Raw genomic sequence first — 22,938 nt, 5'->3', positions numbered from 1 at the left:
AAAATCTTAACTTGATGGCGATGGGGTCTCGCCACATGCCCATCAACCTAAGAATTCAGAAATACCCCAAAACAAAAAATAAGCTTTTTTGTTACAAATTAGCACAAAATCTCGTTCTGGGGATACTATAAAATTTTAGCTTGATGACGCCAACAAAACGCGAATTGTTAAGCAAATTCTTACAAAGAAAAAGCCAATTTCCTTAGCGTACAGGAAATCGGCTTTTTCTTTGTTTATTTTATAAGAAAGTAGTGTCAAAGTGTCACTTTACCCATAAGTTTGTCGCAATTAGACGCATAAACTTGCCATTGTATAAAGATAATAAAGTTGTTTAATTCTCTACCTAGAAATAAAGTAGCCATCTATCGTATAACAGATAGATGGCTATTAAAATTGTTTAAAAAACTAACAGATTCTTTCGTTCTGCTACTATTAGGAATAATAAATATGTTAAATTTTAGGATAGCAAATAATTAATTATTGTCCACAAATATAACTTAAGATCTTGTATCTATATATGATTAGATTAATGTAGTTTTATTACATGTTCTTCCAAAATATTGACAGATAATAGGTTGTATGTTAAATTCACAATATTTAATCACGAAGGGGGTAAGTGAATAATGTCAGTTACTAAGATAGAAGAATATTGGCATATTTACGCTAGAGAAAATGGGTTAAACATGAGTGTTCCAGATGCATGGATGTTTGGAGATGGTTCCAAAGAAATGGGAGATGCATTAGGAAGTTTAGTTGTTAAAGGAATCAAAACAGCAACATGCCCTGCACTTTGCGTATTCGATCTTGAAAAAATCGAAATTCCAAAAGTTGGACAGTATGATATTGTATTGGATGGAGACAATAATCCATTAGCAATTATAAAATATATAAAAGTCGATTTTGTAAAAATGAATGAAGTAACAAGTGATTTTGCAAAAACTGAGGGTGAAGGAGATTTAAGCTTTGATTATTGGTATAGTGAGCATGTTAAATTTTTCACTCAGGAGTTAAGTCAGTACGGACTTGCTTTTACCCCAGACTTATTGCTAGTTTGTCAAACGTTTAAGGTAATGGATGTTTATAAAGATAAAGTATAAGTTTAAGAAAAATTATGAGCACAATCAACATTATATTAAGTTAAATTAAAATATTTTTTCTTTTGTTGAACAAAAAATAGTTGTTTAACAAGCCAATTTTATACCATATTTTTAAACAACTATTTTATTTTTCAAAGGACTTTATTATTTTTTTAACAACTATATTATTCATGAACAGCCATTCTGGCAAACTTATGGTTCATATCACACAAAAGTTCTAAATCCCATTTAGAATCTAATACCAGTCCCAAAATTTCTTTCAATAAGTGTTCATTAAAAGTATCTTTCCTATATTATCGCTTTCGTAAAGCTTCAAAAGTAATGATTTGACTCGCATTCGATGGTTGTTTCTCGTAATCATAGTCAGCAGAACATGTAATATCAGAGAAGCCAATACTTTCTAAAATAATTTTAAATTCCTCAATTCCATACCAACGTAATGCAAAACGTTGTAACTCAGTTTGAATTAACTTTCCTTGGCGCCATTTCTCATATTTTAAATAAGATACAGTAAATTGATTAAGCAAATCCATTTCAATTGATTTGCTTTCCAACGTTATTCCATCCCCGTTGGGTAGAGAAAAAGTCGAAGTAGTAATTTTTCCTGTCTTCCAATCATGAGGTAATTCAAGGTCAACAATCAAACGGCCACCCGGAACCAGATGTTTATAGAAACATTTCAATGCGGCTAGGGAGTCTTCTCTATTTTCAATCAAACAAAAGGAACCAGTAGGAATAATGATCGCCCCATAATTAAACGGCAATGAAAAATTCTGTAGTTCATCTTCATATAAGTTAGGTTGTAACCCGCGTTCATCACAACGTTGACGACAAGATTTCAACATTTCAGGAGAATAATCAATTCCATCAACTGTATATCCAGTCTCAAGAAGTGGAATAAGAAAACGCCCTGAGCCAACTGCAGCTTCAAGAATACGTCCCTCACAAGTTTTTAAACGTTCTTGGTAATATTCAATATCACCGTCTAGAGAATATCCCACAGGTTTTGTAAAATCATAAAGTTCGGTACAAAGTGTACTGTAATAACTAAACATATATTTTCTTCCTCCATTTTTATGTGCGGAAGATTTTTAATAAAAGAAATTTCTACTCCTTATTAATTCTTCCGTACCTCGAATTTAATTGATGAATGGAAAGAACTGACTGTCATAGTAAATCACTCACTTTCAATAAAATATACTAAAATTATACAACAATCCCCCTTTTTTTAACACCGAATCGGAGTGCATGTACGGTATCTTCTCTTTAGAATAGATGACAACCTAAGATTTCACACTATCCATAAAGTAAAAAAGACGTTATCCTTTCTGTAGAATCATAGGAAAGGATGGCGGTTTTTATGAATCTTTCGATTCTTGACGAACTTCAACTAATTGCTGAAGAATTACAACGACATATGTCTCCTCATGTTCTAGGACACCTAGCTAAAGAAAAAGGATTCGTTCAACGAAAGAGTAAATATCAAGCAAAGGAGTTAGTTGCTTTATGTGTATGGCTTAGCCAGCAGGTTGCAAGTACATCACTCACACAATTATGTAGCTACCTTGAAGCATCTACAGGTGTTCTTATCAGCCCGGAAGGGCTTAACCAACGATTTAATGCTTCCGCAGTACAGTTTCTTGAACAGGTTCTAGCTAATCTTCTAACTCAAAGAATTTATTCCACAAAAGAAATAATTCATCAATATGCCACGACCTTTAAGCACATTCGGGTTCTAGATTCTACAACATTTCAGCTTCCAGATAAGTTTTCTTCACATTACCAAGGTTCAGGTGGAAGTAGCCATACGGCAGGAGTCAAAATTCAATTAGAGTATGATCTATTGAGTGGGAAGTTCCTGCACGTTTATGTAGGAGAAGGAAGAGAAAACGATAAGACCTTTGGTTTAACAACCCTACAAACCATTCGATCAAAAGACTTGTATATAAGAGACTTAGGCTATTTCGATTTACATGACTTACAGGGTATCCATGATAAAGGGGCTTACTATATCTCGCGTTTGAAATTAAATTCCCGAATCTATCGTAAGAATGAGAAGCCGGAGTATTTTCAGAATGGGACTGTGAAGAAAGGAACACTCTATATTCAGTTAGATATGGAAGAACTTATGAACCAACTGTCTCCTGGCCAAACAATGGAGATTTCAGAAGCACACATTGGACAGTATCAAAAATTACCATCTCGTGTTATTATTCATCGATTAACAAAAGAACAAACTGAGAAAAGACTAAAAGAACAAGCTAAAAAAGAAAAGAAGAAAGGTATCATCTACAAAGAACGAAGTAAACGGTTAAGTGGGATCAACGTGTATATTACAAATCTTTCTGTAGAAAATGTTCCAACGGAACATATCCATGACCTGTATTCATTACGCTGGCAAATTGAAATTTTGTTCAAAACATGGAAATCTTTCTTTCAAATTGACAAGTGCAAAGAAATCAAAAAAGAACGCTTAGAATGCCATTTATATGGGAAACTTATTAGCATTTTACTCTGTTCATCGACGATGTTCAAAATGCGCCAATTACTCTTAGACAAGAAAAAGAAAGAGTTAAGTGAATACAAATCCATCTATATGATAAAGAATTATTATCTATTGTTTTATGAGGGAATACAGAAGGGCGCCGATGAATTATTAAAAGTTTTGCTACGTTTGTTTTACCTTTTAGAGAAAAACGGGAGAAAATCTCACCGGTACGAAAAGAAAACTGTCTTTGATATCTTAGGTGTTGTGTATGATTATACGATGTCAAAAAGTTACAAGGTTGCATAATGTTTTTTTACACCTAATTGATAGGTTTATTTGTTATGCACATCTTTAATAGAGTCGTAAAAATTTCAAAGAAACACACTACCCTATACTCTCTTGGCACTCTTAGCTTGATGGCGATGGGGTCTCGCCATCAAAACGCGAATTTCGTACGTTAAGGAATTTCTATGTTAAAAAACTTGGTTTTACCGTACGTTAAGGAAGCTCCATAAACGATATTTAATGTTTGTTATTGAAGGGTTTTGTTATCGTTACTACAGAAAGAACAAAAAGAATGAATTGCATATGAGATTTATCTGATTCAAGATCATCTGTATTGAGTTTATGGAGCTACACAATAAAGTTTCACTGTATATACTATTTGGAGTAGAAGTTTAGGTTGATAAATAAGGTAGTCGAAATTTCTTGCATAAAGCTGTATAATGCTTGTAACGAAAGGGAAATACAGGAAAGGATTTGTAATGGGTTACTATGGATAAAGATAAACAACAATTAAGCGTCGAAGTTGCAAGATTATATTATCAATCAGATTATAGTCAGCAAGAAATTGCTAATAAATTAAGTATTTCAAGACCGACGATTTCTAGATTATTGAAGTATGCGAAAGAAAAAGGATTTGTTCAAATTAGTATAGCCGATCCATTTGCTGACTTAGATAACGTTGGGAATTTACTTAAAGAAAAGTACAACCTGTTAGAAGCACATGTCGTATTTTCTCCAGTACCAGAATATGCAACGATTACGGAGTATATTAGTAAGTATGCTGCTGAGTATATGGAAAAGACAGTGAAAACTGGTGATATCGTTGGTGTAAGCTGGGGAATGACGATGTATGAAATTGCTAGAAAAATCGTGCCACAACATGTAAAAGGTGTAGAAGTTGTCCAGTTAAAAGGCGGTATTAGTCATTCGAGTGTAAATACATATGCAAATGAGACGATTGCTTTATTTGCAGATGCGTTTCAAACGACGCCAAGAAATCTACCCCTTCCAGTTATATTTGATAATGCAGTGACAAAAGAATTAGTGGAGCAGGATCGACATATTCATCACATTATTGAAATGGGAAAACAAGCGAATATTGCAATTTTCACTGTTGGAACGGTGCGTGATGAAGCGTTATTATTCCGATTAGGATATTTAGATAAAGATGAAACGAACATTTTGAAAAAACAAGCTGTCGGTGACATTTGTTCACGTTTCTTTGATGGAGACGGTAATATTAGTAGCGAAGAAATTAATAAGCGTACAATTGGAATTGAGTTAGAAGAATTAAAGTTAAAGAAACGTTCTATTTTAGTTGCAGGTGGTAAGAGAAAAATAAAAGCAATTGATGGTGCGTTACGTGGCGGGTATGCAAATGTATTAATTATAGATCAGCATACGGCGAAAGAATTGTTACATTATCAAAAAGGTTAGAAATAGAAGGCTCTCTCAACGGTATTATTTTGAGAGGGCCTTCTATTTTAGTATGAATAAATCAAGGTGTAGTACCTTGTAAAGTATTTGTAAGGAACGCTCTTTGATTGATCTACTTTTTCAAAGGTTAGTGAGTTAGCCATAATATCTCTATCTACAAAAGTCCATCCATCTTGCTCCATCATATTGATAAAAGGTTCCATTTTTCCGCGCTTTACTAAGTAGGGGTATTGATTATCTATCGGTTCTACTTCAACCATTTCTTTATCTTGAATAACCATCTTAGACATAGCTAAAGCAAATGGAATTGGGTTTCCTTCTTGGAAAATAACATCCCTTTTATAAAAAATAAATATGGATAGTGAGGTGCATACTAGCAATGTGAATATAAAGAATTTTGATTTAAACAAGTGGTTCACATCCTTTATTTACAAACTTATACTACTTTCAATGTATTACAAGAAATTCCCTTCTGAAAAAGAATGAACAAAATTTCAAAAGTGTATTTACATTTGTTCAAGTAAGAGTTAGAATGAAGTTGTTAAAAGATATGAGGAGTGAAGATAATGAACATTGCAAAGTTAATTGACCATACAATTTTAAAACCAAATTCTACTAAAGAAGATGTTATGAAGGTAATCGAAGAGGCAAAGCAATACAAATTTGCTTCAGTTTGTATTAATCCTACATGGGTAAAGCTAGCTGCTGAGGAGTTAGCTGGACATGGTGTAGACGTTTGTACTGTAATCGGTTTCCCATTAGGAGCAAGCACTACTGAAACAAAAGCATTCGAAACAAAAGATGCTATCGCAAAAGGTGCAACTGAAGTTGATATGGTAATCAACGTAGGTGCTTTAAAAGATGGCGACAATGAGTTCGTTGAAAAAGATATTTATGAAGTAGTACAAGCAGCAAAAGGAAAAGCTCTTGTAAAAGTAATCATTGAAACTTGCCTATTAACAGATGAAGAAAAAGTTCGTGCTTGTGAATTATCAGTAAAAGCTGGCGCTGATTTCGTAAAAACTTCAACTGGATTCTCAACTGGCGGAGCAACTGCTGAAGATATCGCATTAATGCGTAAAACAGTTGGACCAAATGTTGGCGTGAAAGCATCTGGCGGCGTTCGTACACGTGAAGATGCAGACAAAATGGTAGAGGCTGGAGCTTCTCGCGTTGGAGCAAGTGCTAGTGTTGCAATTGTATTAAATGATGCAAAAGGTGCTACAGATAACTACTAATCAATAATAAAGTAAAGGGCAATAGATACACGTTTAAAGTAAAGTGTATCTATTGCTTTAACAATTGAAAAAGATGTAAGCGGATACGAATGGGAGGAGACGGCTTATGAAATACTTAATAGGTATTTTTGGCCTCGTATTGATTTTAGGTATCGCTTGGCTTGCTAGTAATGATAGAAAGAAAGTCAAATATCGCCCAATCATAACGATGGTTATATTACAATTCATTTTGGGGTTTTTATTATTAAATACAAGTGTAGGGAATATATTAATTAGCGGAATAGCAGATGGTTTTGGAGAATTATTAAAATATGCCGCTGATGGTGTGAATTTCGTATTTGGTGGATTAGTAAATCAAAAAGAGTTTTCATTCTTTTTAAGTGTATTAATGCCAATCGTATTTATATCAGCTTTAATAGGTATTTTGCAACACATTAAAGTATTACCTATTATTGTGAAATCTATCGGTCTAGTATTAAGTAAAGTAAATGGAATGGGGAAACTCGAATCATATAACGCGGTAGCTTCTGCGATTTTAGGACAATCTGAAGTGTTTATTTCAGTTAAGAAACAACTAGGATTATTGCCAGAAAAAAGAATGTATACATTATGTGCATCTGCAATGTCTACCGTTTCTATGTCTATCGTTGGATCCTACATGGTGTTATTAAAACCGCAATATGTTGTAACCGCTTTAGTACTTAACTTATTCGGTGGCTTCATTATTGCTTCTATTATTAATCCGTATGAAGTTACTGAAGAAGAAGATATGTTAGAAGTACAAGAGGAAGAGAAAAAGACATTCTTTGAAGTATTAGGGGAATACATTATAGATGGATTTAAAGTAGCGATTACAGTAGCAGCTATGTTAATTGGTTTCGTTGCTCTTATCGCATTCATTAATGCAGTATTTAAAGGTGTAATCGGTATCTCATTCCAAGAAATTCTTGGTTATGTATTTGCACCATTTGCATTTATTATGGGTGTTCCTTGGCATGAAGCAGTTAATGCCGGAAATATTATGGCAACAAAATTAGTATCAAATGAATTTGTCGCTATGACAGATTTAGCACAAGGAAACTTTAATTTCTCAGATAGAACGACAGCGATTATATCTGTATTCTTAGTATCATTTGCAAACTTCTCTTCAATTGGGATTATTGCAGGGGCAGTTAAGAGTTTAAATGAAAAGCAAGGGAATGTAGTCGCAAGATTTGGTTTGAAATTACTTTTCGGTGCAACGTTAGTAAGTTTCTTATCAGCAACAATCGTAGGCTTATTATTTTAACAGATTCATATCATATAAAAAGGAATGGTGATTGTAATGAGAATGGTAGATATTATTGCAAAAAAACGTGACGGCAAAGAATTAACGACTGAAGAAATTAATTTCTTTATTAACGGATATACAGACGGAAGTATTCCTGATTATCAAGCTAGTGCACTTGCAATGGCAATCTTCTTTAAAGATATGACAGATCGCGAACGTGCAGATTTAACGATGGCGATGGTTGAGTCTGGAGAAACGATCGACTTATCAGCAATTGAAGGAATTAAAGTAGACAAACATTCAACTGGTGGTGTTGGCGATACAACAACATTAGTATTAGGACCATTAGTAGCTGCTCTAGATGTACCAGTAGCAAAAATGTCTGGTCGTGGTTTAGGACATACGGGCGGAACAATTGATAAATTAGAAGCGGTAGAAGGATTCCACGTTGAAATTACGAAAGAGCAGTTCATTGATATTGTAAACCGTGACAAAGTAGCTGTTATCGGACAAACAGGAAACTTAACACCTGCGGATAAAAAAATCTATGCACTTCGTGATGTAACAGGAACAGTAAACTCGATTCCTCTAATTGCAAGTTCAATTATGAGTAAAAAAATTGCAGCGGGTGCTGACGCAATCGTACTTGATGTAAAAACAGGTGCTGGCGCATTTATGAAAACAGAAGAAGATGCAAAAGAATTAGCTCATGCAATGGTACGTATCGGAAATAATGTTGGACGTCAAACGATGGCTGTGATTTCAGATATGTCACAGCCTCTTGGTTTTGCGATTGGTAACGCTCTAGAAGTGAAGGAAGCAATTGATACTTTAAAAGGTGAAGGTCCAGAAGATTTAACAGAATTAGTACTTGTATTAGGTAGCCAAATGGTTGTACTTGCGAAAAAAGCAAATACATTAGAAGAAGCTCGTGAAATGCTAATTGAAGTTATGAAAAACGGAAAAGCAACTGAGAAATTTAAAGAGTTCTTAAGCAATCAAGGCGGAGACAGCTCGATTGTAGACAATCCAGAAAAAATGCCACAAGCGAAGTATGTAATTGATGTACCAGCTAAAACTTCAGGTGTTATTTCTAACATTGTTGCGGATGAAATTGGTATCGCTGCCATGCTACTTGGTGCAGGTCGTGCTACGAAGGAAGATGAAATTGATTTAGCTGTAGGTTTAATGTTACGTAAAAAAGTTGGCGATGCAGTAAAAGAAGGCGAGCCGTTCGTAACGATTTATGCAAATCGTGAAAATGTAGAAGATGTAAAAGCAAAAATTTATGAAAATATTTCTATCGCTGAAACAGCAGTGGCTCCTAAATTAGTTCATACAGTTATTACTGATTAATTATAATTACATTTACTTTGGGGAGGAAATAATATGGATAAGAAAAAATATATTGAAGAAGCAAATAAGATGTTATCAAAAGCGTATATTCCGTATTCAAAATTTCCTGTTGGGGCAGCGTTAGTTACGAAAGAAGGTAAAATCTATACTGGTTGTAATATAGAAAATGCTTCTTACGGTTTATGTAACTGTGCAGAAAGAACGGCAATCTTTAAAGCAGTATCAGAAGGTGAGCGCGACTTTAGTTACTTAGTCATTACAGGAGAAACTGACGGACCGATTTCACCATGTGGTGCTTGTAGACAAGTTATTGCTGAATTTTGTGATCCGAAAATGCCTGTATTATTAACGAATGTAAAAGGCGATGAAAAAGAAGTGACTGTAGAGCAGTTACTTCCTGGTGCCTTCTCAATTGAAGATTTAAAATAAGGTGAAAAGCTCTTCCGCAACTCATAGTTGTGGAAGGGCTTTTTTATGTATAAAAATTGCAATGTAATCTTCTGTTCATATTCCGTTCATAAACTTTGCGTAAAATGATTGCAGTGAATATGGAAAGTGACGATATTAATTGTCGTTCTACATCAGGAGGAATATAATGAAGAAATTATATAATGCAGCATTCATTTACTTAATTATTGGTTTATTATCAGGTGTATTTGCTAGAGAGTATACAAAAGCGCAAGGAATTAAAGGATCCACTATGTTGCAATTAGTGCATACGCACGTATTAGTATTAGGATTCATATTCTTTTTGGTTGCATTAGCTTTATTTAAAGTGTTTCAAGTACAAGAAACAAAAAGCTTTCGCGCGTGGTTTATTGTTTATAATGCAGGAGTAATTTTTACTATCGCTACAATGGTATTTAGAGGTCTTCTACAAGTAAACGGAACAGACTTTAACGGTTTAAGCCATATGGCTGGATTAGCTCATGTTATTATAAGTGTCGGGCTTGTTTGGTTTATGATTTTGCTCAAAAAGTCTTTTAAATAGATAGGGGTGGAGAGTATGAGTTTAGCACTTTTATCAAGTATCGTAGCAGTTTGTATGGCCGTTGGAGTAATGTTTCTTCGATTTAAGTCAGCGAAAAAACCGGTAACGAAAAAGAAAATTATATTACCGCCAATCTTTATGAGTACTGGCGCATCGATGTACTTCTTACCAGAGTTTCGGTTAACATCGTTAGAAATAGTAGAGGCAATTAGTATAGGACTTATTTTCTCTATATTTCTTATTAAAACATCTAAGTTCGAAATAAAAGGTGAAGATATATATATGAAACCGTCAAAAGCGTTCATATTTATTTTAGTTGGATTATTAGCTGTACGGGTAGGACTTAAATCATATTTAAGTCAATCGATTGATTTAGCAGAGTTAAGCGGGATGTTTTTCTTACTCGCATTTGCAATGATTGTATCGTGGAGAATTGCTATGTATCGCTCATTTACTAAATTAGAAAAAACAATAAAAAGAGCTGGAATTTCTATATAGGAAATCCAGCTCTTTTTATGTTGTATTGAAAATCTTTAGCGCGGAGCTCATTTACTAAATTTCAAACGATCTTGAGCATGCTGTAAAGCAAGTGGAGTAACATTTTCTCCGCTAGAATCTACAATTTTTGTATTTAGTAAAATGGAATCTAAACTTCCGCGAAATTCTTTCGTAAAGCTTTTTCTTAGTGTTTGTTGCTCTTGTTTTTCTGCACTATTTAATCCTAAAGTTTTTTCTTTTTTTGCTAATTCATTAATACGGAATAAAATGTTTTTCATTGCTTTCACCTCTATAATTTTACTATAAATTAGTAACTTACTAATTTATAGTTATTGTAACCTATCTTTTATAAGGTGTCAATGCCCGTAAAAAATCAACTCTTTATACTTTATATATGATGAAAGGTATGGAGAAACTGAGTAAATAAATACTTGAAATATAAAAATCATTAATATACAATACCTTAGTAGGGTATATAAAGATTTATGTATGGACCGCATTTATACAATCATAATGAAAAGAGATAATAAAAAGGAGTATGTAATAATGGATTCAGTAATTTCAAGGAAAGAGACAATTATTTCATATAGCATTGCAATTCTATTTATTTTAGCAATGGTTGCAGCTGCTGTACTATTAGATGATCCAGAAGTAATTTTGCCGGAAATAGCTGCGATGGCAATAGCTTTATGGGCATATCGTGAGCCGGGATGGCTAAGACAACCAGAAAAAATCTTTATTGCGCCGTCAATAACAGCTGTTATTGGTTTTGCAGTGAATCAAATGGATATTTCCTATATAGGAAAAGTTATCTTAACACTTATATTAATGATGTTGTTTTTACGTGTTATTCAATCCAATTTAGCACCGTCAATTGCAACTGGTTTATTACCTTTAGTAACAAATGCGACTGAATGGTCATTTATTATATCGGTCTTTATTTTGACATTCATATTGATGCTAGGTGTTCTTATATTTAAACTGACTAACGGTCTTGAGAGAAAAGTGAAAATACAATATAAATATATGGTTGTATTTTTAATACTAAATTTTGTATGGATAAGTATATGTTGGATCACTGGTTATGAACAATTAGCGGCTATTCCGCCAATATTAGTTGTTGTGTATGAATCGCTTCAAAAACCGATGTACAATGAAAAAATGGCATTTAAACAAATACTAGTATTAACTATATCGGCAGCTGTTGGAACTTTATTGTACTTTGCAATCGATTCATGGATTGTAGTTACTTTATTAAATATGATATTGATGCTTGTTTTGTTAAAAATCGTTGGGGTACGTATTCCAGCAGCTTATGCATTTCCGTTACTTCCACTCGTATTTCCTGATGAAATGATAAAAATGTTACCAGTAGGTTCATTTATTGCGGGGGTATTCTTATTTGGGGCAGTACTACTGTATAAAAAGTGGGAGATGAAGCAAAAGGGAATGCAAATGTAGAGGAAGTAATGACAGGTTCTAGTTAGCATAAAAAAATAGACACCCGCGGGTGTCTATTTTTATTAAATGAAATTTAGCTTAATGCATTTAAGCAATTAACAAGTTCTTTTGTTTTAGAAAAGAATGGTGAATGATCAGCTTCCAAGGTGAATATTTTTGTGCAAGGAGTTTCTGTATTCATTCGGCGCTGAAAATCGATCGGAATCGCTCTATCTAGAGTCGTTTCGATATAAATACGATTTAAAGTTCCAAAGTTCTCTTCTGATATTTTTAGCTCTTGTTGGAACGGGCCTAGTGGCTGAGGACGCATTTGATTAAAAGAAGCTTCTTTAATTGTTTCGTCTTCTGTCGCATTTAAAAATGTTTGCTCAGTTAAATCAGGTATAAGTTCTGCGGTCATGTCATTCTCATTTATAGAGAATTGTGGGCCAGCTTCTCCGTCTAACTTACTGCCAAGACTTTCGCCGTTTTGTGGTAAGAATGCGCAAAGATATACTAATTTATCGATTTTATTCGGTACATATTCAGCGGTTTGGGTAATAACGATTCCACCCATACTATGTCCAACAAGAATAACCTTTTCATTTTGTTGCTTTATAGCATCCGTTACTGCATTAACATAGGAATCTAACGTTATATTTTGGGAGGGAGTTATATCTTTTCCGCTTCCAGGTAAATCTAGTGTAACAACTGTGTGACCTAAAGCTTCTAATTGAGGTTTCACTAATTCCCATGCCCATTCGCCTTGCCATGCTCCATGTACTAAAACGTAAGTACTCATTTAATCAACACTCCTCTAATGTTTATATGTTTATTTTTTCGTAAAATTGATGATGTATAATTAGTGTATATGAAGTGGGTTGATAAATATAATGAAGCTTATTTATAGATGATATAAATAACTTTTATATAAGGAGAACAGAATGAACGTTTTTGATTATAAAGTTTTTAAATACGTGGCTCGTTTGAACAGCATTAGTTTAGCGGCGAAAGAATTACATATGACACAGCCAGCTATTACTCATATCATAAACAAATTAGAGAAACGATATGCTTTAATATTATTTGAGCGCTCTAGACAAGGAACGGTGTTAACTGATAATGGAAAGGAATTTTTAGTTTGTGTAGATCGACTTCTAATGGAGTATGAAAACCTTGAAGAAACAGCTTTACAATTAAAAAATAATAACTTGTATAAGATTGTATTAGCTACATATCCTTCAGTTACTGTATATTGTTTGGCGGAGTGTATCGAATTAGATAATTTTGATCAAAGTCAGTATGTACTTGCAGTTCGAGAGGGAAGCTATCAAGAAGTGTTAGATTGGTTGTCTTCTGGAAGTGCAGATTTTTCAATTTCTATAAAAGAAAATTTAATACCAGGATTTCATTATGATGTAATTGGTGAAGATCCGTATGTTATGGTTTCTTCTAAGTCTGTTCCATCTGATCTGACAATGAAAGAGTTGAAAAATTATCCTTTTATTATGCCGCTTTCTGGTTGTAAAGAAGTACTTGAACCATATTTGATGAAAAATGAAATAGTAGTTAATAAAGTGATGGAATCAGAAACAATTAGTTCAGCATTAGCACTTGCTTTACAAGTTAACGGTATAACAATTGTTCCAGTATCAGGACTACATAAGCAAATTATTCATGACTTCATTGTGCAACCGATAGAAATTAAAATCCCACGACAACTTATTATGCAATGGTCACCTAAAAAAGAGAATGATCCGCTGTTTCTAGCATTTGTTAAAAATTTACTAGATCAACTACAACAAAAGAAAAAATAAATAAAATGATACAAAAGGTAAGCTCATTTCACTGAAGCTTACCTTTTGTATGTATTACCAATATAGAGTAGTATCATAAAGTCCAAATAAAATGAGTAGTATCCCTGCTATAAGCTGAATGTTTTTTCCTATTTTTCGGCTCTTTTTAAGTAGTGCCCCATTTAATCCAAGGTAGGAGATGATGAACAGTAATATAACGATAGGGAGAGCAGTTCCTATCGAAAAGAATGTTGGAAACAAGTAACCATAATTATATGAGAAAGATAAAGGGATTAACGTTCCAAAAAATAGAACGAACATAGTCGGACAGAAAGCTAAGGAAAAGAAGAATCCAAGTAAAAATGAGCCAACTTCATTTTGTTTTCGTATAAATTTGATCGAGAAGAAATTTCTGCTCTTTATAATACCTGCCAACATTAGCCCCATTAAAATTAATAAAGGTCCAATTATTTTTCGTAACCACGGGAAGTACAAAGTTAATATTTGCTGAATCTCTTTTCCTAAAAACCATACTAATAGTCCAAGCGTTGTAAAAGCTATTATTTTTCCTAAAATGAATAACAATATATGTTTCCATGCATGTCCTTTTTGTAAAGATTGATTGCCATAAAGTGAAAATTTAATCAGTGGGGGTTTTGTTCATCCCCCACTGATTATTAGTTGAACCAATCGGGCATTTACGGGCAGTTGATCTCCCACCTAACTTCTTTGTCCTATCCGAATTTTGAGGTGGGAGTTTTACTGCCCGTTAATGCGGGATAAAGTGTAATAGCACTAATGTTTCCTGTTAATTGGCAAGGAGCAAGGGTACCTACTATGCCTAATAAAAACGCAAATAAAAGAGGTATTGATTTCGTAGCATTCGCGACATCCATTAAAGGAGACATGAGTTGATAACTCCATTCACTAATTGTTGAAAACACGTTATATTCACCTTTCTAACTAGTTATATTGTAATGTTCCATTTTGAGTAATCTGCTTCCACGTTTTACCACCATCCTTAGAAAGAAACACATTTGCTTTCATTGTAGCAAATACCATTTCAGCTGAATTTTGAGGGTTTTGTGAAATATATATAATTGTATCTTTAGGATCTAAAGAGGGAACTTGTATGTTCGTCTCTTCATTTGTAGCGATCGATTTCTTCGTTACTATTTGCTCATTTTGCTTATTGATAGGGGCGTAAATAACATCTTCATTACTTAATGTAACTGCGGTCGATTCAAGTGATTTAGAGAATTGTTCAAACGTATTTCCGTAATCTGTAGATAAGTAAACACCGTCTTTAGCACTTACTGCGACAACACTAGATTGATCCGGATGCACTGAAAAGGAGTGGATTGTACTTGAAAGCCCCTGTAACTTACTATTTTTCCATTCTTGTCCGCTGTTCGTACTGAAATAAAAACCTTGTTGTAATTTAGAATTTGGACGCTCGTTATATAAATAAATTGCTTCCGTATTATATCCGACAGCAAGGTTATGAAAATCAGATTCTCCATAAAAGGCTAGCTTTTCAAGGGTATTTCCGCCATCAGAACTTTTCATTAACCCTAAAGGATTTTTTAAATTTGCACCTGGTTCAGGATGACCGCTGGCAACGAATCCATTCTTTGTTGCCTGAAATCCCATATAATCATGTAGCTCAGTCGTAGTTTCAAACCATTTGCCATTTTGATAAACTTTTATACCACTGTGAGTTGCGATAGAAACCCCAGGCATATTTCCTGCATAGCCAATTCCATGAATGTGCTCGATTTTTCCAGATGTAATTTCTTTATAGAAGCTTGATGGAACTGCAGTTGCAGTTTCTTTATTTTTTGGCTGAGATGGAACTGTTTCTTTTTTCACTGGTTCTGTTTCTACATTGTTAGAACATCCTGTAATTATAAATAATGAAGTAATGGCTAGTCCTACGTAATGTTTCACGTTTGTAGGCTCCTTTCCTATATGTATGAGATTTTAAGTATATGGAATAAATGTCAAGAAATTGTGGAGTGGTATGCATAATCTCGAGTGGAATAGTAATGAAGATTTTATCCCGCATATATGCGTGGTAAGAAACCCGGTAATGAAAGTTTTATTTTCAAAATGAGCACTATTAATTGACGAAAAATTATAACAATAATAGAATGAATTGTATTGGATAATTAGTTTTAAAAGCATACATAGAACGCAAGGGGGATTATTATGAAGTCAACATTTTTTGCTCAAAATAGAGAACGTTTAGTGAACACATTACCAGATGAATCAATTACTATTTTATTTGCTGGACAAGCACCTCATATGTCAGCGGATGCACATTATAAATTTGTGCCGAATCGTAATTTTTACTATGTAACAGGAATCGATGAACCAAGTGTTATTTTCATGTTGAAGAAGTTTGGAAATAGTGTTGAAGAAACACTTTTCATTGAAAAGTCAGATCCAGTAATGGAAAAATGGGTCGGTAAAACAGTTTCTAACGAAGAAGCAGAGAATATTTCAGGTATAAAGAAAGTTGTATATTTAGATAGCTTTGAAAAGACAATCTCAAATATACTTTTCACAGAAAATGTGAAGCATCTATATTTAGATTTAGAGCGTCGTGAATGGAATGGTGCGGAGACAAAAACGCTAGCGTTTGCTAAGCATGTAAGAGAACAGTATCCACACGTTTTGATTGGTAATGTATACCCAAACATTTGTGAATTACGAGTGTTTAAAACAGAGGAAGAAATTGAAATCATTAAAGAAGCGATAGCTGTTACTAAAGAGGGCATTTATAACGTGCTGAAGCATGCAAAAGCAGATGTGATGGAATATGAATTAGAAGCTCATTTTGATTTTACGCTTAAATCATCTGGAATTAAACATCATGCGTTTAATACAATTTTAGCGAGCGGTAGAAATGCGACTGTACTGCATTATGAAGATAACGATGCAAAAGTGGGGCAAGGGGATTTAGTACTGCTCGATTTAGGTGCTCAAAAAGACTATTACAATGCTGATATTAGTTATACATTCCCAGCTAGCGGAACATTTTCTAGTCGTCAAAAACAAATATATAATATCGTGTTAAAAGCATTGAAAGAAACAACTGAGCTTATTAAGCCAGGATTAAAGTTTGCTGCATTAAATGAGCATACAAAAACAGTACTAGCAGAAGAGTGTAAAGCAATTGGTTTAATTCAAGAAGACGAGGAACTATCTAAATATTATTATCACGGCGTGAGTCATTTCCTAGGTTTAGATACTCATGATGTAGGAACATACAAAGATAGAGTATTAGAAGAAGGTATGGTCATTACGATTGAACCAGGTCTATATATTGAAGAAGAATCAATTGGAATTCGTATTGAAGATGATATCCTTGTAACAAAAGATGGGTTTGAAAACTTGTCAAAAGATATCGTTAGATCAGTTGAAGAGATTGAAGAGTTTATGAGAGAAAATAATGTAAATGTAAAAGAAGATGAAGTTGTTACGAAATAATAATTAGAAGAGGCGCTCAATTTTGGGCGCCTTTTTATTTTGCTCATTTTATATCTCCATATTTTCTTGAAAATTGTCTTTTATAATAATCTTGAAAAAGAAAAAGGAGGGATTTCCCATGAAGAGATTTGTATTAACAGCAGTTACAGTCTCCGTAATATCTTTAATTGCTGCATGTTCTGCGACCACACATACAACAAATGATCATAATAATATGAACGATAAAAAAACAGCACAGACTGAAACGGCTACAAAACCATTGAAAGTTGTAAAGGGACCGGAAGTTACTTTAGTAGCGAAAGAAGAAAAACAAAAGCTAAGTAACGGTGTTATTGTTCCAGTCTGGACATTTAATGGTTCATCTCCTGGTCCAGAAATTAGGGTGAAAAAAGGTGAAAAGGTTAAAGTGACATTGAAAAATGAATTATCTGCACCAGTATCTATTCATTGGCATGGGTATCCTGTCCCAAATAACATGGATGGAATTCCAGGCGTGACACAAGATGCGGTTGAATCAGGAAAAAGTTTCACCTATGAATTTGAAGCGAACGTACCAGGAACGTATTGGTATCATTCGCATCAAGATTCTGTAAATCAACTAGATAGAGGTTTGTATGGTGCTCTTATTGTAGAGGATACAAATGAAAAGTATGATAAAGATTACACATTAATATTAGATGAATGGGTAACAGATAAAGAAGGAATTAATAAGCAGTTAAAAGAAATGACAAAAGGGAGAAAAGGTAATAAATCTAAGGATAATGAAAATACGAAAAAGAATGATGATATGAAAGGCATGGATCATTCCGGTATGGACATGAAGAGTGATAAAAAAGACTCGGGTAATATGACAGGAATGGACCATGGAAATATGAAGATGGAAGGTCATGATATGAGTATGTATGACTTATTCACAATCAATGGTAAAAGCGGTGATTTAGTAGAGCCATTAAAAGTGAATAAGGGCGATAAAGTTCGTCTTCGACTCGTTAATGCCGGTTATCTATCACATGATATACACGTTCACGGTCATGATATAAAAGTAATTGCAACAGATGGTCAACCAATTAATGATCCAAAAGTTATAAGAGACAAAGTAATTTCAATTGCACCGGGTGAACGTTATGATGTTGAATTTACAGCTAACAATCCTGGGAAATGGTACGTTGAAGACCATTCAGAAAATAAGGGTGCAAAAGGAATGAAAACTGTTATTGAATATGAAGGTAGTAAAGAGATGAAAGATAAAGCAAACGAAAAAGAAAAACTACCAAAATTAGATATGACGAAATATGGTACTAAAAAGGTGGGAAGTTTCACGTTAGACCAGCAGTATACTGCCACATATAATATGGACTTGAATACGCAAATGAATGGAAATGAAATGGTATATACAATTAACGGAAAGGTATTCCCAGATATTGACCCAATTTCAGTGAAAAAGGGTGACTTAGTAAAAGTAAAATTAGTAAATCGCTCTAAAGCGGACGATCACCCGATGCATTTACACGGTCATTTCTTCCAAGTGTTAAGTAAAGATGGAAAACCGATAGAAGGTTCTCCAATTGTTAAAGACACTTTGAACTTAAAACCAGGAGAAGAATATGAAGTAGCCTTTGTAGCAGATAATCCAGGCGAATGGATGTTCCACTGTCATGATTTACACCATGCTTCAGCGGGGATGGTAACAGAAGTGAAATACACAGATTATAAATCTCATTATGTTCCAAACCCTAACATTCCTAATAAGCCAGAATAATATAAAATTCATGTAGTTTATCATAATGTAAAGCAGTTATCTTAATAGATAGCTGCTTATTAATTTTCGTTGCAAGTGTTAATGCATATGTTGATCGTGCCCGGATGAAGATGGGGGAGTATGATCTGGGAATGTCACGAATACAGTAAGAACAATTACTATGCTAATGGAAAGTAATAATAGAAACCGACGATGGATATAAGTAGAAAAGGTTTCTGATAAAAGCTGAATCATACATGACATAGTTATCGTTATAGTAAGTAAAAGACTAATAAACAGAATACTATGAGCTTGTTGAGCGTTTAACATTTCTGTAATCATTGCTCCCATCATACTTGCCATTAAACCGGAGAACATTCCTTCTAAGGCAGTGTACAGGTGAAAACGAATACCGACTAAAAAACCGATAACACCACTAATCAAAATAGCAAGCAAAGTAGAATATAGTAATTCTCCTTTAAAGAGAATACCTAAATAAAAACCGATACTTAAACCGATACTCATACTAAAAGACATAATAAATACCATATACTCCATTAGGGTACCCTTACGTTTAGAAATATATGATGTGATAATAATCGAGATACAACAAAGTGTTAAGGCAGTTAATGTATAAGCGAACATCATGATACCTCCCTGTCCTATCATTCACTTCATCATATGTTCAAATGGAGAGTACTTATGCTAATATATATCTGCAAATTATCTGCACAATTTAAAAAAGGTAAGTTCAATATGATTTTTAAATAATGATGGTTATCTTAGTAGACGATGCTTCATAAGGAATTGTTGTATTTTAAATTTTATAGGATATATGAAAGCAAATAGTAGTGAATGGAAAGGACGCTAGATTTTTGATCGTCTTTTTTGTTTGTGAGCATGCGAAAGAAATTGTTATATAATGAGTTTCTATTGTGAAGCCATAAAGAATAAGCGTATAATATTATAGGTCTCCCATTTGTGAGACAAACCGTGAATGATAAATAAGATTGTTGTATTATCATCGCTTCTAAACATATAGACAATGAAAGTAACACTGGAATGCAGATAGGGAGTTATAAAATGAAATTAATTATTGCCGAGAAACCAGATCAAGGTTTGGCTCTTGTTTCACAGTTTAAATATCGCCGGAAAGATGGTTATTTAGAAGTAGAAGCAAATGAGTTATTTCCAAATGGAGCGTACTGTACATGGGCAATTGGTCATTTGACGCAGTTATGTAATCCAGAACATTATCACGCAGAGTGGAAAAAATGGTCATTAAATACATTACCGATGATTCCAGAGCGTTTTCAGTTTGAGGTAACAAAGTCAAAGTATAAGCAATTTAACGTTGTGAAACAGCTGTTACATAATCCTCAGGTAACAGAAATTATTCACGCGGGCGATGCTGGGCGTGAAGGGGAATTGATCGTACGAAACATTATTAATCTTTGCAATGTGCAAAAGCCAATGAAGCGTCTTTGGATTTCATCTTTAACGAAGCAAGCTATTTATCAAGGGTTTAAAAATTTACTAGATGAAGCAGATACGATTAATACGTATTACGAAGCATATACAAGATCTTGCGCTGACTGGGTCGTTGGTATGAATGCATCGCGTGTCTTTAGTATTTTGCTAAAGAAAAAAGGAATGAACGATGTATTTTCCGCTGGTCGTGTACAAACACCAACATTAGCACTCATTGTAAAGCGTGAAAAAGAAATAGAGAACTTTAAGTCAGAGCCGTTTTGGGAAGTGTTCGCAACCTTTAATATAGAAGGAAAGAAATATGAGGGGAAATGGGAGAAAGATAATGAGTCCCGCTTAAATGACCCTGATTTGGCAAATAAAATTGCAGCGTTTTGTCAAAACAAACCGGCTGTAGTAAAAGAAATGAAAACGGAGCGTAAAGAGTTTCAGCCGCCGTTTTTATTTAATTTATCAGCACTGCAAGCGACAGCGAATAAAGCCTTTAAATTTTCACCGAAAAAGACGCTAGATATAACACAAGCACTGTATCAAAAAGGGATTGTCTCTTATCCTCGTTCGGATTCTAACTATGTTACACAAGGAGAAGCAGCGACGTTCCCTGATATTTTACAGAAGTTAAGTCAGTTTGATGAATATAAAGGCTTATTGCCAGCACCAATTGAATCGATTATGAATAATAAGCGTTATGTGAATGAAAAGAAAGTTACAGATCACTACGCAATTATACCGACAGAGCAAGTTACAAACCCAAGCAAGCTATCAGGTGATGAAAAGAAAATTTACGATATGGTCGTAAGAAGACTTATTGCGGCGCATTATGAAGTAGCAATCTTTGATTACACAACGATTACAACTCTTGTAGACGAACGTGCTGCGTTCATTTCGAAAGGAAAACAGCAAATTCAAGAAGGTTGGCGTAAAGTTATTTTCCAAGACGATAAAGATGACGAAACAATTCTTCCAATTGTCGCAGAAGGTGAACAAGGAAAAGTTGTAAAGGTGAAAGTGAAAGAGGGAAAAACACAGCCACCGAAACGTTATACAGAAGGACAACTTATTACGTTAATGAAAACGGCCGGTAAGTATTTAGAGAATGAAGAGCTTGAGAAAGTATTGAAGAAAACAGAAGGTTTAGGTACTGAGGCCACTCGTGCTGGTATTATTACAATGCTGAAAGACCGTAAATATATAGATGTGCAGAAAAACCAAGTGTACGCAACCGATAAAGGGAAAGTATTAATTACAGCAATCGGTGATAAAATACTGGCTTCACCAGAAATGACAGCAAAATGGGAGCAACGCCTTGCGGAAATTGGTGAAGGCACAGCTTCACCAGCGACATTTATGGAACAAACGAAAAAACTATCAGCTAAAATTATTGAAGATGCGGTAGAAATGTCGGAGAAATGGGATTTCACCGGATTACATGTTGAATCGATTGAACGAAAAGGATCGAAATTTACAACAGGTAAAAAGGTTGGGAACTGCAAAAAATGTGATGGCGATGTTATCGACAAGTCCACGTTTTACGGTTGTTCAAACTACAATACAACACAATGTGACTTTACCATTTCGAAGAAGATATTAAGTAAAACAATTTCGCAAAAAAACATGACGAAGCTATTAAAAGGTGAGAAGACCGATTTAATTAAAGGCTTTACAAAAGGCGAGAAAACGTTTGATGCGAAGTTAGAGTGGAAAGATAATAAGATTAATTTTGTGTTTGAGAATTAAGTGGTTTTAACAAATAAAAAAGTTCTTGCCCGAGTGAAAGTTGTTATAACGGATTAGATTTGAAAAAAATATTGATAGAAAAGAAAAGCATGACATAAAATGAAGTGCCCCCGAAAATTAGACAGGTCGTTTCATTAGGAAGCCTCTAGGGTATGAGCCCGGTATTATACCGGGCTCATACCCTTTAATTTCGCCTTAATCCTTTTGAAATTATAGTATTTTAATATACTTTTTATTATGCCGCAGTTCTTAAGAGAATGACGGTATTGTTTCATTTGATAGTGCCAACCTTGATCAGAATGAATGAGGAGTTTATTCTGATCTGTTGCACGTTCAAAGGCCTTTTTACCTGAAGATTCATATCGTCTAATCCACTCATATAGTACAACAGGAGTAACTCCTATAGATTTAGCAATTGTTTTCCCACTTTCTGTACCATCTAAATATCGTTTTACCGCCTGGATTTTTTCTGTTGAAGAAAATTTATCCATAAAAAATGCACCCCAATTATTAGAACATGTCTAACGATTGGGATGCACTTCACTTTATTAAAGGGCATCTAAGAACGGCTTTCTTCATTG

20 protein-coding genes and 2 pseudogenes are annotated in these 22,938 nt (G+C 34.1%); 14 read left to right on the top strand and 8 right to left on the bottom strand.

What is annotated here, in order from left to right:
- Positions 1-623 precede the first annotated feature (623 nt).
- Positions 624-1,097 carry an ASCH domain-containing protein gene (locus MKX77_RS15045; RefSeq protein ID WP_341307100.1) on the top strand — a complete coding sequence of 158 codons (474 nt, stop codon included), beginning with the start codon at positions 624-626 and terminating at the stop codon, positions 1,095-1,097.
- A gap of 293 nt (positions 1,098-1,390) precedes the next feature.
- Here MKX77_RS15045 and MKX77_RS15040 read toward each other — a convergent pair whose 3' ends face one another.
- Positions 1,391-2,152 carry a class I SAM-dependent methyltransferase gene (locus MKX77_RS15040; protein ID WP_341307099.1) on the bottom strand — a complete coding sequence of 254 codons (762 nt, stop codon included), beginning with the start codon at positions 2,150-2,152 and terminating at the stop codon, positions 1,391-1,393.
- Positions 2,153-2,457: 305 nt separating this feature from the next.
- Between MKX77_RS15040 and MKX77_RS15035 the strand changes: the two genes are divergently transcribed.
- Together MKX77_RS15035 and MKX77_RS15030 are read left to right on the top strand one after the other, a co-directional pair.
- A complete protein-coding gene (locus MKX77_RS15035; protein ID WP_341307098.1) occupies positions 2,458-3,891 on the top strand; it encodes an IS4 family transposase in 1,434 nt (477 codons plus the stop codon).
- 468 nt (positions 3,892-4,359) lie between these two features.
- A complete protein-coding gene (locus MKX77_RS15030; protein ID WP_215555982.1) occupies positions 4,360-5,307 on the top strand; it encodes a sugar-binding transcriptional regulator in 948 nt (315 codons plus the stop codon).
- Between the two features lie 47 nt (positions 5,308-5,354).
- Here the strand turns inward: MKX77_RS15030 and MKX77_RS15025 are convergent, their stop codons facing one another.
- On the bottom strand, positions 5,355-5,717 hold the full coding sequence (locus MKX77_RS15025) for a hypothetical protein (protein ID WP_341307097.1): 363 nt from the start codon (positions 5,715-5,717) through the stop codon (positions 5,355-5,357).
- 156 nt (positions 5,718-5,873) lie between these two features.
- Here MKX77_RS15025 and deoC point away from each other — a divergent pair, with 156 nt between their 5' ends.
- The 6 genes from deoC to MKX77_RS14995 all read left to right on the top strand — a co-directional run bounded on the left by deoC (position 5,874) and on the right by MKX77_RS14995 (position 10,660).
- Entirely contained in the window at positions 5,874-6,545 is a 672-nt protein-coding gene (gene deoC / locus MKX77_RS15020; protein WP_215555984.1) for a deoxyribose-phosphate aldolase, read from the top strand.
- A 106-nt stretch (positions 6,546-6,651) separates the two neighbouring features.
- Positions 6,652-7,833 carry a NupC/NupG family nucleoside CNT transporter gene (locus MKX77_RS15015; RefSeq protein ID WP_097858751.1) on the top strand — a complete coding sequence of 394 codons (1,182 nt, stop codon included), beginning with the start codon at positions 6,652-6,654 and terminating at the stop codon, positions 7,831-7,833.
- Positions 7,834-7,869: 36 nt separating this feature from the next.
- Complete coding sequence (locus MKX77_RS15010) at positions 7,870-9,171, top strand: pyrimidine-nucleoside phosphorylase (RefSeq protein WP_002165965.1); 1,302 nt, start codon at positions 7,870-7,872, stop codon at positions 9,169-9,171.
- Between the two features lie 33 nt (positions 9,172-9,204).
- The gene (locus MKX77_RS15005; RefSeq protein ID WP_000358532.1) at positions 9,205-9,600 is read left to right on the top strand and encodes a cytidine deaminase; all 396 of its coding nucleotides are present in this window, start codon (positions 9,205-9,207) and stop codon (positions 9,598-9,600) included.
- Between the two features lie 166 nt (positions 9,601-9,766).
- Complete coding sequence (locus tag MKX77_RS15000) at positions 9,767-10,162, top strand: DUF2871 domain-containing protein (protein WP_341307096.1); 396 nt, start codon at positions 9,767-9,769, stop codon at positions 10,160-10,162.
- A gap of 15 nt (positions 10,163-10,177) precedes the next feature.
- Entirely contained in the window at positions 10,178-10,660 is a 483-nt protein-coding gene (locus tag MKX77_RS14995; RefSeq protein WP_341307095.1) for a CcdC family protein, read from the top strand.
- A gap of 47 nt (positions 10,661-10,707) precedes the next feature.
- Here MKX77_RS14995 and MKX77_RS14990 read toward each other — a convergent pair whose 3' ends face one another.
- On the bottom strand, positions 10,708-10,938 hold the full coding sequence (locus MKX77_RS14990) for a DUF896 domain-containing protein (RefSeq protein ID WP_215555987.1): 231 nt from the start codon (positions 10,936-10,938) through the stop codon (positions 10,708-10,710).
- A 268-nt stretch (positions 10,939-11,206) separates the two neighbouring features.
- Between MKX77_RS14990 and MKX77_RS14985 the strand changes: the two genes are divergently transcribed.
- On the top strand, positions 11,207-12,121 hold the full coding sequence (locus tag MKX77_RS14985) for a hypothetical protein (protein WP_341307094.1): 915 nt from the start codon (positions 11,207-11,209) through the stop codon (positions 12,119-12,121).
- A gap of 73 nt (positions 12,122-12,194) precedes the next feature.
- Here MKX77_RS14985 and MKX77_RS14980 read toward each other — a convergent pair whose 3' ends face one another.
- Positions 12,195-12,902 (bottom strand): alpha/beta fold hydrolase, encoded by a 708-nt coding sequence (locus MKX77_RS14980; RefSeq protein WP_341307093.1) that lies wholly within the window; start codon positions 12,900-12,902, stop codon positions 12,195-12,197.
- Positions 12,903-13,044: 142 nt separating this feature from the next.
- Here MKX77_RS14980 and MKX77_RS14975 point away from each other — a divergent pair, with 142 nt between their 5' ends.
- Positions 13,045-13,917, top strand: coding sequence for a LysR family transcriptional regulator (locus MKX77_RS14975; protein ID WP_341307092.1), 873 nt, complete (start codon positions 13,045-13,047; stop codon positions 13,915-13,917).
- Positions 13,918-13,971: 54 nt separating this feature from the next.
- Here MKX77_RS14975 and MKX77_RS14970 read toward each other — a convergent pair.
- Both MKX77_RS14970 and MKX77_RS14960 read right to left on the bottom strand, forming a co-directional pair.
- Positions 13,972-14,840: pseudogene (locus tag MKX77_RS14970) on the bottom strand (urease accessory protein UreH domain-containing protein).
- A gap of 19 nt (positions 14,841-14,859) precedes the next feature.
- Positions 14,860-15,846, bottom strand: coding sequence for a F510_1955 family glycosylhydrolase (locus tag MKX77_RS14960; RefSeq protein ID WP_341307091.1), 987 nt, complete (start codon positions 15,844-15,846; stop codon positions 14,860-14,862).
- A gap of 261 nt (positions 15,847-16,107) precedes the next feature.
- Between MKX77_RS14960 and MKX77_RS14955 the strand changes: the two genes are divergently transcribed.
- Together MKX77_RS14955 and MKX77_RS14950 are read left to right on the top strand one after the other, a co-directional pair.
- Positions 16,108-17,391, top strand: coding sequence for an aminopeptidase P family protein (locus tag MKX77_RS14955; RefSeq protein WP_341307090.1), 1,284 nt, complete (start codon positions 16,108-16,110; stop codon positions 17,389-17,391).
- A 118-nt stretch (positions 17,392-17,509) separates the two neighbouring features.
- Positions 17,510-19,150: a multicopper oxidase family protein gene (locus MKX77_RS14950; RefSeq protein ID WP_341307089.1), complete on the top strand. Its 1,641-nt coding sequence runs from the start codon at positions 17,510-17,512 to the stop codon at positions 19,148-19,150.
- Between the two features lie 78 nt (positions 19,151-19,228).
- Here MKX77_RS14950 and MKX77_RS14945 read toward each other — a convergent pair whose 3' ends face one another.
- Positions 19,229-19,774 carry a hypothetical protein gene (locus MKX77_RS14945; protein ID WP_215555995.1) on the bottom strand — a complete coding sequence of 182 codons (546 nt, stop codon included), beginning with the start codon at positions 19,772-19,774 and terminating at the stop codon, positions 19,229-19,231.
- A gap of 438 nt (positions 19,775-20,212) precedes the next feature.
- Between MKX77_RS14945 and topB the strand changes: the two genes are divergently transcribed.
- Positions 20,213-22,357, top strand: a complete 2,145-nt coding sequence (gene topB, locus MKX77_RS14940) for a DNA topoisomerase III (RefSeq protein ID WP_215555996.1) — start codon at positions 20,213-20,215, stop codon at positions 22,355-22,357.
- 329 nt (positions 22,358-22,686) lie between these two features.
- On the opposite strand, the pseudogene MKX77_RS30690 reads toward topB, so the two are convergent.
- Positions 22,687-22,848 (bottom strand): annotated as a pseudogene (locus MKX77_RS30690) (transposase); the annotation flags it as partial.
- Between the last annotated feature and the right edge of the window lie 90 nt (positions 22,849-22,938).

Source organism: Bacillus sp. FSL R9-9410 (assembly GCF_038050385.1).
GTDB classification, from domain to species: Bacteria; Bacillota; Bacilli; order Bacillales; family Bacillaceae_G; genus Bacillus_A; species Bacillus_A cereus_U.
Note: the sequence above shows the minus strand (reverse complement) of the source record. Positions and strands in the feature narration are given on the sequence as shown.

Coding starts and splice junctions, on each gene's coding strand:
- MKX77_RS15045 (WP_341307100.1), top strand. CDS start 624: ATGTCAGTTACTAAGATAGAAGAATATTGGCATATTTACGCTAGAGAA.
- MKX77_RS14980 (WP_341307093.1), bottom strand. CDS start 12,902: ATGAGTACTTACGTTTTAGTACATGGAGCATGGCAAGGCGAATGGGCA.
- MKX77_RS14995 (WP_341307095.1), top strand. CDS start 10,178: ATGAGTTTAGCACTTTTATCAAGTATCGTAGCAGTTTGTATGGCCGTT.
- MKX77_RS15030 (WP_215555982.1), top strand. CDS start 4,360: ATGGATAAAGATAAACAACAATTAAGCGTCGAAGTTGCAAGATTATAT.
- deoC (WP_215555984.1), top strand. CDS start 5,874: ATGAACATTGCAAAGTTAATTGACCATACAATTTTAAAACCAAATTCT.
- MKX77_RS15010 (WP_002165965.1), top strand. CDS start 7,870: ATGAGAATGGTAGATATTATTGCAAAAAAACGTGACGGCAAAGAATTA.
- MKX77_RS15000 (WP_341307096.1), top strand. CDS start 9,767: ATGAAGAAATTATATAATGCAGCATTCATTTACTTAATTATTGGTTTA.
- MKX77_RS15005 (WP_000358532.1), top strand. CDS start 9,205: ATGGATAAGAAAAAATATATTGAAGAAGCAAATAAGATGTTATCAAAA.
- MKX77_RS14945 (WP_215555995.1), bottom strand. CDS start 19,774: ATGTTCGCTTATACATTAACTGCCTTAACACTTTGTTGTATCTCGATT.
- MKX77_RS14990 (WP_215555987.1), bottom strand. CDS start 10,938: ATGAAAAACATTTTATTCCGTATTAATGAATTAGCAAAAAAAGAAAAA.
- MKX77_RS14950 (WP_341307089.1), top strand. CDS start 17,510: ATGAAGAGATTTGTATTAACAGCAGTTACAGTCTCCGTAATATCTTTA.
- topB (WP_215555996.1), top strand. CDS start 20,213: ATGAAATTAATTATTGCCGAGAAACCAGATCAAGGTTTGGCTCTTGTT.
- MKX77_RS14975 (WP_341307092.1), top strand. CDS start 13,045: ATGAACGTTTTTGATTATAAAGTTTTTAAATACGTGGCTCGTTTGAAC.
- MKX77_RS15040 (WP_341307099.1), bottom strand. CDS start 2,152: ATGTTTAGTTATTACAGTACACTTTGTACCGAACTTTATGATTTTACA.
- MKX77_RS14985 (WP_341307094.1), top strand. CDS start 11,207: ATGGATTCAGTAATTTCAAGGAAAGAGACAATTATTTCATATAGCATT.
- MKX77_RS15015 (WP_097858751.1), top strand. CDS start 6,652: ATGAAATACTTAATAGGTATTTTTGGCCTCGTATTGATTTTAGGTATC.
- MKX77_RS14955 (WP_341307090.1), top strand. CDS start 16,108: ATGAAGTCAACATTTTTTGCTCAAAATAGAGAACGTTTAGTGAACACA.
- MKX77_RS15035 (WP_341307098.1), top strand. CDS start 2,458: ATGAATCTTTCGATTCTTGACGAACTTCAACTAATTGCTGAAGAATTA.